Annotated in this window: 16 protein-coding genes and 1 riboswitch; of the genes, 15 read left to right on the top strand and 1 reads right to left on the bottom strand. The window is 37.4% G+C overall.

The annotated features are described in order from the left end of the window. Positions 1–114 precede the first annotated feature (114 nt). The 15 genes from JJQ93_RS07290 (at position 115) to spoVB (ending at position 14,494) form a co-directional block, all read left to right on the top strand. Positions 115–402: a type II toxin-antitoxin system Phd/YefM family antitoxin gene (locus JJQ93_RS07290; protein ID WP_274893268.1), complete on the top strand. Its 288-nt coding sequence runs from the start codon at positions 115–117 to the stop codon at positions 400–402. Next, complete coding sequence (locus tag JJQ93_RS07285) at positions 395–700, top strand: type II toxin-antitoxin system RelE/ParE family toxin (protein ID WP_274893267.1); 306 nt, start codon at positions 395–397, stop codon at positions 698–700. Before JJQ93_RS07290 ends, JJQ93_RS07285 begins: the two co-directional genes overlap by 8 nt. A 144-nt stretch (positions 701–844) precedes the next feature. Further along, a riboswitch (purine riboswitch) is annotated at positions 845–946 on the top strand. 190 nt (positions 947–1,136) lie between these two features. After that, complete coding sequence (locus tag JJQ93_RS07280) at positions 1,137–2,585, top strand: NCS2 family permease (RefSeq protein WP_045413002.1); 1,449 nt, start codon at positions 1,137–1,139, stop codon at positions 2,583–2,585. A 79-nt stretch (positions 2,586–2,664) separates the two neighbouring features. Beyond that, positions 2,665–3,156, top strand: coding sequence for a 5-(carboxyamino)imidazole ribonucleotide mutase (purE, locus tag JJQ93_RS07275; protein ID WP_274893266.1), 492 nt, complete (start codon positions 2,665–2,667; stop codon positions 3,154–3,156). Then, entirely contained in the window at positions 3,156–3,863 is a 708-nt protein-coding gene (purC, locus tag JJQ93_RS07270; protein WP_274893265.1) for a phosphoribosylaminoimidazolesuccinocarboxamide synthase, read from the top strand. Before purE ends, purC begins: the two co-directional genes overlap by 1 nt. Positions 3,864–3,872: 9 nt before the next feature. After that, positions 3,873–5,270 carry an amidophosphoribosyltransferase gene (gene purF, locus JJQ93_RS07265; protein WP_274893264.1) on the top strand — a complete coding sequence of 466 codons (1,398 nt, stop codon included), beginning with the start codon at positions 3,873–3,875 and terminating at the stop codon, positions 5,268–5,270. 16 nt (positions 5,271–5,286) lie between these two features. Continuing rightward, positions 5,287–6,297, top strand: coding sequence for a phosphoribosylformylglycinamidine cyclo-ligase (purM, locus tag JJQ93_RS07260; RefSeq protein WP_274893263.1), 1,011 nt, complete (start codon positions 5,287–5,289; stop codon positions 6,295–6,297). Next, complete coding sequence (gene purN, locus JJQ93_RS07255; RefSeq protein ID WP_274893262.1) at positions 6,294–6,902, top strand: phosphoribosylglycinamide formyltransferase; 609 nt, start codon at positions 6,294–6,296, stop codon at positions 6,900–6,902. The genes purM and purN overlap by 4 nt, the downstream gene beginning before the upstream one ends. An 11-nt stretch (positions 6,903–6,913) precedes the next feature. Further along, entirely contained in the window at positions 6,914–8,440 is a 1,527-nt protein-coding gene (purH, locus tag JJQ93_RS07250; RefSeq protein WP_085111632.1) for a bifunctional phosphoribosylaminoimidazolecarboxamide formyltransferase/IMP cyclohydrolase, read from the top strand. Between the two features lie 31 nt (positions 8,441–8,471). Further along, on the top strand, positions 8,472–9,722 hold the full coding sequence (gene purD, locus JJQ93_RS07245; RefSeq protein WP_274893261.1) for a phosphoribosylamine--glycine ligase: 1,251 nt from the start codon (positions 8,472–8,474) through the stop codon (positions 9,720–9,722). 107 nt (positions 9,723–9,829) lie between these two features. Then, entirely contained in the window at positions 9,830–10,621 is a 792-nt protein-coding gene (gene murI, locus JJQ93_RS07240; RefSeq protein WP_274893259.1) for a glutamate racemase, read from the top strand. A 22-nt stretch (positions 10,622–10,643) separates the two neighbouring features. Beyond that, on the top strand, positions 10,644–11,879 hold the full coding sequence (locus JJQ93_RS07235) for a M20 metallopeptidase family protein (protein WP_274893258.1): 1,236 nt from the start codon (positions 10,644–10,646) through the stop codon (positions 11,877–11,879). Positions 11,880–12,115: 236 nt separating this feature from the next. Then, a complete protein-coding gene (locus JJQ93_RS07230; RefSeq protein WP_274893257.1) occupies positions 12,116–12,301 on the top strand; it encodes a hypothetical protein in 186 nt (61 codons plus the stop codon). 142 nt (positions 12,302–12,443) lie between these two features. After that, positions 12,444–12,884 (top strand): S-ribosylhomocysteine lyase, encoded by a 441-nt coding sequence (locus JJQ93_RS07225; protein ID WP_085111627.1) that lies wholly within the window; start codon positions 12,444–12,446, stop codon positions 12,882–12,884. A gap of 50 nt (positions 12,885–12,934) precedes the next feature. Then, complete coding sequence (gene spoVB / locus JJQ93_RS07220; RefSeq protein ID WP_274893256.1) at positions 12,935–14,494, top strand: stage V sporulation protein B; 1,560 nt, start codon at positions 12,935–12,937, stop codon at positions 14,492–14,494. Positions 14,495–14,527: 33 nt separating this feature from the next. On the opposite strand, the gene JJQ93_RS07215 is transcribed toward spoVB, so the two are convergent. Further along, positions 14,528–15,373 carry a MetQ/NlpA family ABC transporter substrate-binding protein gene (locus JJQ93_RS07215; protein ID WP_085111625.1) on the bottom strand — a complete coding sequence of 282 codons (846 nt, stop codon included), beginning with the start codon at positions 15,371–15,373 and terminating at the stop codon, positions 14,528–14,530. Between the last annotated feature and the right edge of the window lie 8 nt (positions 15,374–15,381).

Raw genomic sequence — 15,381 nt, 5'->3', positions numbered from 1 at the left:
GAATAACGACGAATAAAACTTTAACAATAGAGTGGGAATAAGATTTAAGCTCTGTTGATAGTTTAGCATAATTATGATAAAATTATGCTAAACTAATAAAGGGGTGATGATTGTATGCCATATATTAGACCAGTATCAGATTTGAGAAATAATTTTGCAGATATATCAAGAGTCGTCCATGAAACTGGGGAGCCAGTCTTTTTAACCAAGAATGGTTATGGAGATATGGTTGTAATGAGCATGGAAGCTTATGAACGAAAACTGTTTGAAAGTGAAATTTACTTTAAGCTGAAGGAAGCGGAACTGGAAGCCCAAACAACTGATAAGAGATATTCCCATAAAGAAATTTTTGATGAATTAAGAGCGAAAATTTCTGATAGAATGGAATCTGACAATGCATGATATTAGATACCTGCCTTTGGCAAGTAGAGATTTATCAAATATTGTATCTTATGTTGCAGATGAATTAAAGGAACTAAATGCAGCAATGGATCTAATTAATGAATTGGATACATCTATATCAAGGCTTGCACAGTTTCCGTATTCATGCAGGGTGTATCAACCTGAAAAATCTCTTAAAAATGAATATAGAATATTACCTGTAAAAAACTATTTGGTATTTTATGTAGTTAAAGAAGATGTTGTTGAGATTCACAGGGTTATATATGCTAAAATGAATTTAACAAAGATCATAAAGTAATATGATTGACACTGCGGAATAGATGAGCTTTATGAAAAAGATCTAAACACAGGGCGAGAGCAACACGAACATTTTTTAAAAATATCAAAAAAATATTCGTAAAATTATTGACTTGAATTGAAAAACTTGATATTATAATTGTATCAGGACAAGTAAATAATAGCTCATATAATTCTGAGAATACGGCTCAGAAGTCTCTACCAGACAACCGTAAATTGTCTGACTATGAGTGAAAGTGTACCTGAGGGTTCCAGCCTTATTGTCAATGTGTAGAAAACAGTAAAGGCGTTCGGACCGAGCGGTACAGGCATTGTATTGCCACACCTGTGGGATAAAAGCCCGGGAGGATAGGTTTCACTCTATGTGTTGGAATCTATCCTTTCGGGCTTATTTATTTTTAAAATTCGTTTTTATTTCAATCATAAGGAGGATTATAATGGTAAAAAACAACGAAAAGAGAGGCTTTCTTGACAATTTCTTTAAGCTTAAAGAAAATGGCACGTCGGTAAAGACAGAGGTCATCGCTGGTATTACGACTTTCATCACGATGGCTTACATCATCTTTGTAAATCCGTCAATACTTATGCAGGCTGGCATGAATGCGAAAGGTCTTTTAGGCACTCAAGCAGTAAAAGCAGGTTTGTCTATAGCAAATGACCCTGTAATAGGCGCTGTTTTTGTCGCTACTATATTATCGTCTGTAGCTGCTACTTTAGTCATGGGGTTGTTTGCAAATGTTCCATTTGCTCTATCAGCGGGAATGGGCATGAACGCATTTTTTACGTTTTATGTTGTATTGACATTGCACTATTCTTGGCAAGCTGCACTATCACTTGCACTTATAAGCGGTATAATAAACATCGTTATTACTGCTACTAAATTAAGGATACTTATAATAAAGGCGATACCGCAGTCATTGAGAAGCGCTATTGGTGCAGGAATCGGGCTTTTCATTGCAATCATAGGTATGGAAAATGGCGGTATTGTAACGAAAAGCAGTGATACTCTTATAACTTTAGGAAATTTCAAGGATCCTGGCGTAATACTTACTGTAATCGGAATTGCAATAATTGCCATACTTATGAGCAGAGGCGTTAAAGGCGCTATACTGATAGGCATAATTGCAACGACGATTATAGGTATACCGATGGGAATAACGAACATTTCTAATCTTAAGACGATTGTGCAGATGCCTCCAAGCTTGGCACCAACATTTATGAAGTTGGATTTTGCTGGATTATTAAAGCCTGGCACTGATGGAAATATCATTTCGATACTTACAGGTCTTATAACTGTAATACTGGCGTTTAGCTTGGCTGATATGTTTGACGCAATAGGAACATTGATTGGCACAGGTACAAAGACAGGGATTTTTAAAGAAGATGATTTTGAAAAATCAAATGGCGGTTTCAAGACGAAATTTGAAAGAGCTTTATTTGCAGATGCTATAGGCACAACGTTAGGTTCTTTTTTGGGTACAAGCACTATAACTACTTATGTTGAAAGTGCGTCAGGCATAAGTGAGGGTGGCAAGACTGGTTTGACATCTACTGTAGTTGCAATTCTTTTCTTGGTGTCATTGTTCTTTGCGCCAATAATAGGAATAGTGCCATCTCAAGCCACAGCTCCTGCTCTCATTATCGTTGGGGCATTGATGATAGGCTCTGTGACGAAGGTTAATTTTGAAGATTTTAGTGAAGCATTTCCTGCTTTTATGACAATTGCTTTTATGCCATTTACTTACAGCATATCAAACGGCATAGCTGCAGGATTTATCTTCTATCCAATCACGAAGATAGTTGTTGGTAAAGCTAAAGAAGTTCATCCATTAATGTATATAATTGGACTTTTGTTCTTGTTAAGATTTGCATTCTTTATGGGGTAAAGCAGCTAAAATGCAGAAAGGAAGAATTTCCTTTCTGCATTTTGCAAATAAAACAAATATAGAGGAGGAGTCTAACGTTATGGCGAAAGTTGCAGTTGTCATGGGAAGTGATTCAGACTTTCCATTGATGAAAAAAGCATTAGATGTCTTTAAGCAGTTTGGAATTGACTACGACGTAAGGGTCATTTCGGCCCATAGGACACCAGATGTGGCGCACGATTTTGCAAAAAATGCGGCTTATAAAGGATACGAAGTCATAATAGCTGCAGCAGGAAAAGCAGCTCATTTAGCTGGTGTCATGGCATCTATGACGCCGCTTCCTGTCATTGGAGTTCCTGTAAAATCATCTACATTAGATGGTTTGGATTCGCTTTTGTCTACTGTTCAAATGCCTCAGGGGATACCAGTTGCCACTGTTGCCATAGACGGAGCGTACAATGCGGCATTGTTGGCAGTAGAGATACTTGGAGTAAAGTATCCTGAGATCATGGAAAAAATCGTTGAGTACAAAAAGAATTTGGCAGAGGAAGTTATTGAAAAAGATAAAAAATTACAGGGGGAGATTTTATAATGGAAAAGTTAAACATGTTGTACGAAGGTAAAGCAAAAAAGGTCTATAAGACTACAGATGAAGATTATTACATTATTGAGTACAAAGATGATGCTACAGCATTTAACGGTATAAAAAAAGGTACTATTCAAAATAAAGGTGTGTTAAACAATGAAATATCTGCGATTTTGTTTGAGCTACTTGAAAAAGAAGGCATTCCAACACATTTTGTAAAAAAACTTAGTGACAGAGAAATGCTTGTTAAAAGCGTAGAAATCTATCCTATTGAAGTTTTAATAAGAAATTATGCAGCAGGAAGCATATCAAAGAGATTGGGGATAGAAGAAGGAACAAAACTTAAAAGGACGGTTTTAGAATTCTGCTACAAGAACGATGAACTTGGAGATCCTTTCATAAATGAGTACCACATAGAAGCGATGGAATTAGCCACAAAGGAAGAAGTGGAGACTATAAAAGAATATTCTTTTAAGATCAATGATATACTTTCAAAATTTTTCACATCAAAAAACATCATTTTAGTAGACTTTAAATTGGAATTTGGCAAATCTAAAGATGGTATAGTTTTGGCTGATGAGATTTCACCGGATACGTGCAGATTTTGGGACAGCGTAACGAAGGAAAAACTGGACAAAGACAGGTTTAGAAGAGATCTCGGGAATGTAGAAGGAGCTTATGTGGAAGTATTGAATCGACTTGAAAAACAGTGAGGTAAAATTATGATTGAAACTGTAAAGTTAAAAGAAGAATGTGGAGTATTTGGAGCATTTAGCTTAAATAGCCCAATACATCACCATATATACTATGGACTTCAAGCACTGCAACATCGCGGTCAGGAAAGCGCAGGAATTGCTGTGCTAAAAGGTTCATATGTAAACTGCATAAAAGGCATGGGGCTTTTATTAGAAGTGTTTTCTAAGGAAAACATAGATGACCTTGAAGGAAATGTGGGGATAGGTCATGTAAGATATTCGACTACTGGAAACAGCGATGCCTGCAATGCACAGCCATTTGTTGCGAATTTTAGCAGTGGATATATGGCTTTGGCGCATAACGGCAATTTGATAAACGCATTAGAGCTTAGAAAAGAGCTGGAAGATGAAGGCAGGATTCTTCAGACAACATCTGACAGTGAGATCATACTTCACCTGATAGCTAAGTATTATCGCAACGGACTGGTGGAATCTCTCGTAAAGACGATAGAAAAGATTAAAGGCTCGTACGCATTGGTCGTATTGATGGAAGACAAGCTAATTGGAATAAGAGATAAAAATGGCATCAGACCACTTTGCATAGGCGTGAAGGATGGAAATTACTATCTATCATCTGAATCATGTGCACTGGATGTGATTGGAGCAGAGCTTATTAGAGATGTAGAGCCTGGAGAGATAGTTATAATAGATAAAAATGGTTTAAACTCTGTGAAAGTTGATACTTTTGAAAAAAAGATGCCATGTGTTTTTGAGTATATATACTTTTCAAGGCCTGACAGCGTCTTAGAAGGAGTTAGTGTCTATAAGGCAAGGTACGAAATGGGAAAGAGATTAGCCATGGAAAGCAGTGTAGATGCCGATTTGGTGGTACCTGTTCCTGATTCTGGAGTGCCGGCTTCACGAGGGTACTCTTTTCAATCAGGTATTCCAATAGGAGAGGGTCTTATCAAAAATAAGTATATAGGGCGAACTTTTATCTGTCCAAAGCAGAAAGACAGAGAAATCGGTGTACGAGTCAAATTAAATGTCTTAAAAGAGCTGGTGAGGGATAAAAGAATCGTATTGATTGACGATTCTATTGTACGAGGCACTACTATGAAAAGGCTTGTTTCGCTTTTGAAAAAAGGCGGTGCAAAAGAAGTACATGTAAGGATAAGTTCTCCACCTGTCAAGTATTCATGCTATTTTGGAATAGATACTCCTACTAAGAAGGAACTGGTAGGTTCATACATGGAAGTGAAAGATATCAGGGATTACATTGGAGCAGACAGCTTAAGTTTTTTAAGCTTAGAAGGCTTAAGAGAAAGTGTGGGCTTAGAAAGCATCTGTGCAGCATGTTTTGATGGAAAGTATCCTATGGAAGTCCCAAAAGAAGGCAGCAAATACCTTTTTGAAAAAAAGTAAATTTAAGGAGGATGCCATGGACTACAAAGATGCTGGTGTAAACATAGATGAGGGAAATAGATTTGTAGAAATGATAAAGCCTATTGCTAAAGCCACTATAAAAGGCGGTGTTTTAAATGGAATAGGCGGTTTTGGAGCTCTTTACCAACTGACAGATTATAAAAATCCTGTTTTGGTTTCAGGCACAGATGGGGTTGGGACAAAGCTAAAGATTGCTTTTATGATGAAAAAGTACGATACTATAGGTGTAGACTTAGTTGCCATGTGTGTTAATGATATAATCGTCAGTGGTGCAAAACCTTTATTTTTCCTTGACTACTTTGCTACTGGGAAGCTGCAAAGCGATGTAGGCATTGAAGTTATAAAAGGCATTGCAGCAGGATGCAGTGAGGCGGAGTGTACATTGATAGGAGGAGAGACAGCAGAGCTTCCAGGCATGTACAATGAAGGCGAATTTGACCTTGCTGGTTTTGCAGTAGGCGCTGTTGAAAAAGACGAGATAATCGACGGCAGAAATATTGAAGTCGGTGATGCAATAATAGGACTTGCATCATCAGGGATACACTCCAATGGATATTCATTGGTGAGAAAAGTCTTGTTTGATGTAGGCAAAATGAGCACTGATGATTATATAGAGGAATACGGACTGTCGTTAGGGGAAGTCATCTTAAAACCTACCAGAATATATGTGAAAGCTTTTAAATCCTTAAAAGGCATAGACATTAAAGGGATGGCCCACATAACAGGCGGAGGATTTGTAGACAATATACCGAGGACGTTAAAAGACGGCGTATCTGCCAGAATAGACAAAAAATCGTGGGATGTTCCGCACATATTTAGCCTAATAAAAGACACTGGAAACATTGACGACATGGAAATGTACAGGACGTTTAACATGGGAATCGGGATGATCATTATTGTTCCAAATCATCAATGTGACGATGCAGTAAGCCGGTTAAAAGCTGCAGGTGAGAAACCATTTATAATAGGAGAAATTGTAAATGGTGAAAAAGAGGTATTGCTATGAGATTATTGGTTATGGCGTCAGGAAATGGCACTGACTTTCAGTCTATCATAGATGGCATTAAAAGCGGATATATCAACGCTGAAATTGTGGCTCTTATTAGCGATAAAGAAGGAGCGTACGCTTTAAAAAGGGCTGAAATGAACAATATACCTGCTTATTGTATCCCTAAAAAGAAGTTAAAAGACAAGTTTTATGAAGAACTTGCCAATGTTGTCAATGAGATAAATCCAGATGGAATAATTTTGGCAGGTTTTATAACGATATTGAATGAGGAAATCGTAAATAAATATCACAATAGGATAATAAACATACATCCATCTTTAATACCATCGTTTTGCGGCAAAGGGTACTATGGCATAAATGTCCACAAAGCTGTCGTTGATTACGGTGTGAAATACACTGGCTGCACAGTTCATTTTGTTGATTCAGGCGCAGATACGGGTCCTATCATAATGCAAGATGTGGTAAAAGTTGAAGATGATGATACACCTGAGACAGTAGCATCTAAAGTTTTAAAGCTGGAGCACAGATTGCTGCCTTATGCTGTAAAGCTGTTTACTGAGGGAAGGCTTAAAGTTGAAGGAAGAAAGGTTTATATAAAATAGGAGGTATGATGATGTCAAAGAGAGCATTGATAAGTGTATCTAAAAAAGATGGAATCGCGGACTTTGCAAAAAAGTTAGATGAGATGGGCTATGAGATATTATCGACTGGCGGCACTTACAAGCTGTTAAAGGATATGGGCATAAACGCTTTAAAGGTCTCGGATGTCACAGGGTTTCCTGAGATCTTAGACGGCAGAGTGAAGACATTGCATCCTAAGATACACGGCGGACTTTTAGCCATAAGAGACGATGAAAACCATAGAAGGCAGTTGGAGGAAAATGGTATAAAGCCTATCGACATAGTAGCAGTAAATTTGTATCCTTTTAAGGAGACGATACTGAAAGATGATGTTACGCTGGAAGATGCAATAGAGAATATAGACATCGGTGGACCGTCCATGATTAGAGCTGCAGCGAAAAACTACAAATACGTGACAGTCTTAGTTGACCCTGATGACTACGACAAAGTCGTTGAAGAAATAAAAGAATACGGAAATACGAAGGAAGAAACAAGATTCTATCTCGCTATGAAAGCATTTGGACATACTGCCTCATACGATTCACTTATATACAATTATCTTTTAGATAAAAATGGTGTAGAGTTTCCTGATACAATAACTTTTTCCTTTGAGAAATCGCAGGACATGAGATATGGCGAGAATCCGCATCAAAAAGCTGCATTTTACAAAAACTCATTGAAACCTTTTGGAATATCTGAATGCGTAAAGCTGCACGGAAAAGAGCTTTCTTTCAACAATATAAACGACGCAAATGCTGCGATTGAACTGTTAAAAGAATTTGATGAACCTGCTGCAGTGGCAGTAAAGCATACAAATCCATGTGGCGTTGCAGTTGCAGACAATATATACGATGCGTTTAAAAAAGCTTACGAATGCGATCCTGTTTCAATATTTGGCGGAATTGTGGCATTTAACCGCACTTTAGATGCAAATACGGCCTTAGAGCTTTCTAAAATATTTTTAGAGATAATAATAGCTCCTGATTTTGAGGAAGAAGCGTTGGAGATTCTCGAGAAAAAGAAAAACGTCAGGATTCTCAAGCTTTTAGATGGATACGTAAAAGAGTATGATTTAAAGAAGGTAGAAGGTGGAATATTAGTTCAGGAAAAAGATGAAGTCGATTTGTACGACGATAAACTGACTGTCGTCACAAAAAATGCCCCCAGTGAAAGTGAGCTTAAGGATTTAAGGTTTGCTTGGAAAGTCGTGAAGCATGTGAAATCAAATGCCATCGTTTTGGCTAAAGACGGAATGACAGTTGGAATTGGAGCTGGACAGGTGAACCGAATTTGGCCGACAGAGCAGTCCATAAGACAAGCAGGTGAAAAGGCAAAGGGAAGTGTGCTGGCTTCAGATGCGTTTTTCCCATTCCCTGATGTTGTAGAAGAAGCATCAAAAGCTGGTATTACATCTATTATCCAGCCTGGCGGATCTATAAATGACAATGCATCCATCGATGCGGCAGATAAAGCCGGGATTTCAATGATATTTACAGGTATAAGGCACTTTAAGCATTAAATAGAATCCCCGATTGTTTGGAGGAGAGAATATGAATGTTCTTGTTATAGGCGGCGGTGGCAGAGAGCATGCCATAGTTAAAAAAATCAAGGAAAGTAAAAAGGTAGATAAGATTTATTGTGCTCCAGGTAATGGTGGTATTGCTGACGCAGCGGAATGTATCGATATAAATGTATCTGATGTAGAGAAGCTTAAGAAATTCGCTATTGACAGTAGCGTGGACTTGACGATTGTTGGTCCTGAAGTTCCACTTATGAAAGGCATAGTGGATGAATTTGAAGATAGCGGACTTAGAATTTTCGGACCGAAAAGGGACGCTGCTGCTATAGAAGGCAGCAAATACTTTACAAAACTACTGCTTCATAAGTACAACATTCCTACTGCCAGATTTAAGGCTTTTGATAGATACGATGCAGCATTAAACTTTTTGAAGGATGTATGGTATCCTGTGGTCATAAAGGCAGATGGATTAGCACAAGGCAAAGGTGTGTTTTTAGTATACAGCTATAAAGGTGCAAAAGAGGCTCTGGACATACTTATGAAGGAAAAACGGTTTGGAACATCTGGCGACACAGTGATAATAGAAGAGATGCTTTTCGGCAGAGAAGTCTCTGTGTTGGCATTTACTGACGGTAAGACGATAGTCCCGATGGTATCTGCTATGGATTACAAGAGAATTTACGATGGGGATAAAGGGCCAAACACAGGAGGCATGGGCAACATAGCTCCAAATCCTTACTTTGATGATAAACTGCTTAGCATTGTGGTGGATACAATATTAAAACCAGTCATAACTTCGCTGAAAAAAGAAGGGATAGTCTACAAAGGAGTCCTTTACGCTGGGTTGATACTCACAGAAGATGGACCAAAAGTCTTAGAATTCAATGCAAGATTTGGAGATCCTGAGACACAGGTTGTCCTTCCGCTTTTGAAAACAGATCTTATTGACATAGTAGAGGCTATAATCGATGAAAAGCTTAGTGATGTAAAAATAGAATGGGAAGATAAAAAAGCTGTTTGCGTAGTAGCAGCGTCAGAAGGTTATCCTGGTGAGTTTGATACAGGATATGATATAACAGGTGTTGAAAATACAGATGGTGTTTTTGTCTACCATGCAGGAACTACAAAAAAAGACGGTAAGTACAAAACATCTGGTGGGAGAGTCTTGGAAGTCACAGCACTGGGAAACACTTACGAAGAAGCCAGAAAAAAGGCCTATGATGAGCTTAAGAAGATACACTTTGAAGGAATGTATTTTAGAAGCGATATAGGCATCGTTTGAAAGTAAACCCGTATGGTTTTGCCATGCGGGTTTTTGCATCATTGTTATCATTCCGCACTTTTTGTGATATTATATAATAGAATATCAACAAAATAGGATGTGGTGAAATGGATATAAGACCGATAGGAGTGTTTGACTCAGGTGTAGGCGGACTTACAGTGTTGAAGAAGTTGAAGGAACTATTGCCAAATGAGGATTACATATATTTTGGTGATACAAAAAGAGTGCCGTACGGCGATAAGCCTAAGGATGAAATAGAAATGTACGCAAAGCAGATAATCAATTTTATGAATGAGAAGAATACGAAGATAATAGTGATTGCTTGCAATACTACGTGTGCCTCAATTGATAAAGATGAATTTAAGGAGAATCTTTTTAGTGTGTTGGAGGCTGGTGCTGAAAGCGCTGCAGACCTTACAAAAGATAATAAAGTTGGTGTCATCGCCACGACGAGGACAGTAGAAAGCGGCAGTTATGAAAGAAGTATAAAGCTTAAAAATGGCAATATAGATGTTTTTCAAAAAGCTTGTCCGGGATTTGTTCCATTGGTAGAAAAAGGGCTATCGGAAAGTGACGAATCATTTAAATTGGCAAAAGAGTATTTAAAAGCTTTAAACGATGAAGGAATCGACACACTTGTCTTAGGGTGTACTCATTATCCGATACTTTTAAATGCCATCAAAAATGCCGTAAGAGAAGATGTGCTGATAATTGATCCGGCTGTTAGATTGTCGCATGATGTGATGAATTATTTAAAAGAAAATGATATGCTTAATTTAACTGGTGGTAAAACTCATTACTTTGTAAGCGGCGATGCGAAAAAATTTGCAGATGTTGCTAAACTAATACTAAATGAAGACATTGAGAACATAAGCTACGTTGACATAGAGAAATATTAAAAATGATAAAGAGGGGAGAAACATGAATGAGATTTTAAAAGAAGCCATAAAGATTCAAGAGGAAATCGTAGATATAAGGAGGAAAATACACAGAGAGCCAGAGCTGGGTTTTGAAGAGACAAAGACGTCTGAGCTTGTAAAAAAGTATCTTGGCAGTTTGGGAATTGAAACAAGGACAATTGCAAAGACCGGCATTGTAGGGACGATTTATGGCAATGGGCAGAAGACCATAGCTATTAGAGCTGATATGGATGCACTTCCGATACAGGAAGAAAATGACTTGCCTTATGCTTCGGCTGTACCTGGCAAAATGCACGCCTGTGGACACGATGTGCATACGGCAATTGCTCTTGGAGCAGCGAAGCTTATATCTAATATGAAAGATAAGCTTGACGGCAATGTGAAATTTATCTTTCAACCTGCTGAGGAGACGACAGGAGGAGCTAAGCCTATGCTTGATGCAGGTGCTTTTGATAACCCAAAAGTAGATGCTATAATAGGCTTACATGTGGATCCAGATCTCAATGTTGGACAAATTGGCTACACATTCGGAAAAGCTTACGCGTCATCGGATATGTTTGACATAAATGTAATAGGCAAAAGCAGCCATGGAGCGGAGCCACACAAATCTGTAGATCCTATAGCAATATCTGCAAATATAATCAACATGATTCAAACAGTGGTAAGCAGAGAATCAAACCCATTGGAGCCTCTTGTCATAACTATCGGCAGTATTGAAGGCGGCTATGCCAGAAATGTCATTGCCAGCAAAGTGCGCATGTCTGGCATAATAAGGATGTTAAATGAGGAAAATCGAGATAAGATAACAAAAAGGGTTGAAGACATAGCTAAAAATACTGCAGAAGCGATGGGAGGCAAAGCCGAATTTAATCGTGTTGAAGGATACCCGTGCCTCATAAACGATAGCATTATGATAGACATAATGAAAAGAAGTGCTGCATCAATCGTAGGTGACAGCAATGTGATAAGTGTACTGCCGACGCTTGGTGTCGAAGACTTTGCATACTACTTGAAGAAAGTTCCTGGCTGCTTTTATAAATTAGGGTGTGGAAACAAGGAGAAGGGAATAGATAAGCCTATTCACAACAACATGTTTGATGTTGATGAAAACTGCATTCCTTATGGTATAGCTATCCATGTATTGACTGCCATAAATTATTTAAAAAATGATTCAAAAGATGCAGTTAAGCAAAAGAGGATGCTTAAAAATATGCTTAATTACAGTGATTCTCTATAAAATTAGCATTTTATTAAAATTTTTTTGTAATATATAAAAATAAATTGGAAATCAGAAATGCCCTTGATACATATTTATGCATGATTTTTTGCCATATATAGCCATACTGATGTATAATCTTGAGAATAGGTTTATATATTTGCAAAAATACAGGAAATCTTGCAAAAATAATTTATGTGAAGCAAATCTTGACAAAATTAGATTATTGATGCATAATATGTATTGAAGGGTGGGTGATGAAAATGTTATTTATAATAACATTGATGGCGTTTATAATGATATTTGTACCCGCAGCGATAGAGAAAGATAACACTGAGTACGAAGAATTTTTAAGAAGTGAGTTTGGCTACAAAGATACGGTTGATAGAGTGATTAGGAATGAAGATTTCAGTGAATTAGCTTATAGTTACAAGTTAAGATAGATAAAAGATTCCTCCCATTTAAACATGACCTCCGGCTATGCCGGATATTTTTATTTTCTGCCTTAAATCCATCGGCTTAATGTTGGTAAATGTAAAGAAAAATGATAAAATATAATGTATCAATAATTGATGAGGTGATGTTATGGAGATAAAAGTTGAAAGCTTTAAATTAGATCATAGAACGGTAAAAGCACCGTACGTGAGAAAATCAGGTACTCTGGTTGGACCTAACGGTGATGTCGTAACAAAGTACGATATAAGGTTGACACAGCCCAATGTTGATTCAATACCTACAGGTGGGATTCACACGTTAGAGCATTTATTTGCTACTTACTTTAGAGATTATTTCGATGACATAATAGATATTTCTCCTATGGGGTGCAGGACTGGATTTTACCTTACAAAGTTTGGAGACACATCAATTGATGAAATAAAAGATGCATTGAGAAAAGTCTTAGAAAGAGTTTTAACGACAAAAGAAGAAGATGTACCTGCTACAAATGAGATTCAGTGCGGTAACTATAGAGATCATTCTCTTTTTACGGCGAAGGAGTACGCAAAGGCTGTTTTGGAAAAACTTTAGAAGGTAATATATATTATGTGCCGCGAATAAACTATTGTGAGGTGTCGTGTATGCGCAATAGATCTTTTGTTCGCGGTGCTTTTATTTTGACTATAGCAAATGTTGTAGACAGGGCTATTGGCTTTGTCTTCAGAATCATCCTTTCTAATCTGCTGGGTTCTGAGGGAACTGGGATATATCAAATAGCGCTGCCAATCTACTTTGTATCAATAACATTTATAACATCAGGAATTACGGCTGTTACTTCTCGGTTTGTGTCTGAGGAAAGAGCCAAAAATAACAAAAGAAATATTTTCAGCATAATGGAAGTTTCATTTTTTATCGTAATTATAATGGGCATAGCAATTTCATCTATAATATTCTTTAATGCCAAGTACATATCAAACAACTTGCTTCATGAGCCACGAGCGTATCTATCAATATTGATTTTTTCACCTGTACTGATTGTAGTTTCATCGTCTTCTATATTCAAAGGATTTTTTCAAGGATTAATTAACATGGTTCCTGCATCGGTGTCTGAGATTGTTGAGCAGATAGTGAGAGTTTTTTTGACGTTGTATCTATTCAGCGTATTTACAGGAATGAAGCTGGAGTATGCTGCAGCAATAGCCGTATTTGGAATAGCCATAGGAGAAGTAACAAGTTTTATCATGTACATATTTTACTACAGGCGCGAATTAAAATACATAAATGAGGAAATGCCAAATGAAGGTACTATATGGAGTAAGGCAGATATTGCAAAGACAATAGTAAAGACGTCTTTTCCTATTACTATTTCAAGGATGATTGTAAACATCTTGGACTTGTTTGAATCTCTCATCATACCTTCAAAGCTTGTCAAATCAGGACTTTCACACAAAGAAGCTATATCTGAGTTTGGAAAGCTGTCTGGAATGGCTTATCCACTTGCATATATGCCTGCAGTTATAACAATGAGCTTGTCAGTTACAGTGCTTCCTGCAGTATCAGAAGCGGCATCTTTAAAAAGATGGGATGCAGTAAGGCAGAGGATAAATCAAGCCATAGGATATACTACTATGATAGGCATACCAGCAGCCGTATTGTTTTTGATGTTGCCTGATGAAATAGCTTCATTGCTTTACCCTAAAAGTCCAGGAGTAGGTTTGTTAGTTAAGGTAATAGCTGCAGGAAGCATTTTTGCATACCTGGAGTCTATAGTCACAAGCATATTGAATGGGCTTGGGATGCAAAACTTGGTTTTGAGAAATTCTGTCATCTGGACTACAATTTCTGTAATTGCCATGTATCTATTAGTGCCTATACCAAGTTTAAGGCTTTTCGGGTATATTTACGGCTTCATATTCGCTGATGCTTTTGTCTTCCTCTTAAATTTTAAAGCATTAGTTAAGATTACTAACTTAGATATTGATTTTAACAATTGGTTCTTAAAACCGCTTATAGCTGCACTTATAATGGGGATTTACGACACGATCATTTATTTTAATCTGGCTGCGGTAGTCGCAAACGAATGGATCACAATGTCTATTACAGTATTATCAGGATTTTTAGTATACATTGCATCATGTCAACTTGTAAAGCTTCCATATTTAGAAGATTTGAATAGATTGATATTTTCCAGGAATAAATAATAAAAACCCGCTTTAAACGGGTTTTTTCTCATGTTAAAAAGCTGGAACTATAGCGCCTTTGTACTTGTCTTCGATAAATTTCTTGACTTCATCAGAATTTAAGGCTTTTGCCAACTTTTGTATCGCTGGGTCATTTTGATTGTCTTCCCTTACGACTAACACATTAGCATAAGGAGAATTTTTGTCTTCCATAAAAATTGCATCCTTTAAAGGGTTTAAGTTTGCCTCTAATGCAAAATTAGTGTTTATAATGGCCAAATCCACATCTTGAAGCGTCCTTGGAAGCTGAGGTGCTTCAAGCTCTACAATCTTTAAATGCTTTGGATTATCCACGATGTCTCTCGGGGTTTGTGTAAGGCCATTTGGGTCTTTTAACTTAATTAACCCTTCTTTTTGCAGTAGAAGCAGCGCTCTTCCTTCATTTGTAGCATCGTTTGGAACAGCCACTGTTGCACCGTCTTTTAATTCATCTTTTGACTTGATCTTTTTTGAATATGCCCCCATCGGTTCTACATGCACTTTGACTAATGGCACCAATTTTACATTGTTTTTCTTTTCGAAGTCCTCAAGGTATGGAACGTGTTGGAAGAAATTTGCGTCGATTTGCTTGTCGACAAGTGCAGTATTTGGCGTCACATAGTCGGTAAATTCTTTTATTTCAAGATCTACGCCTTCTTTTGCAAGAATAGGCTTTACTACATTAAGTATTTCTGCATGGGGGTTTGGCGTTGCACCAACGACTATCTTCGTCATTTTAGTAGAGGTATCTGTGTTTGAATTTGCGTTGGATGTAGCGGCTGTGTTGTTGGATTTTGTGCATCCTGATAAGATAAATGCAAATGTCAATATGAGAGTGAGAAATAAAAATGATTTTTTCATTACATACC

It is taken from the genome of Thermoanaerobacterium sp. R66 (assembly GCF_028895185.1).
Taxonomy (GTDB): domain Bacteria; phylum Bacillota; class Thermoanaerobacteria; order Thermoanaerobacterales; family Thermoanaerobacteraceae; genus Thermoanaerobacterium.
Note: the sequence above shows the minus strand (reverse complement) of the source record. Positions and strands in the feature narration are given on the sequence as shown.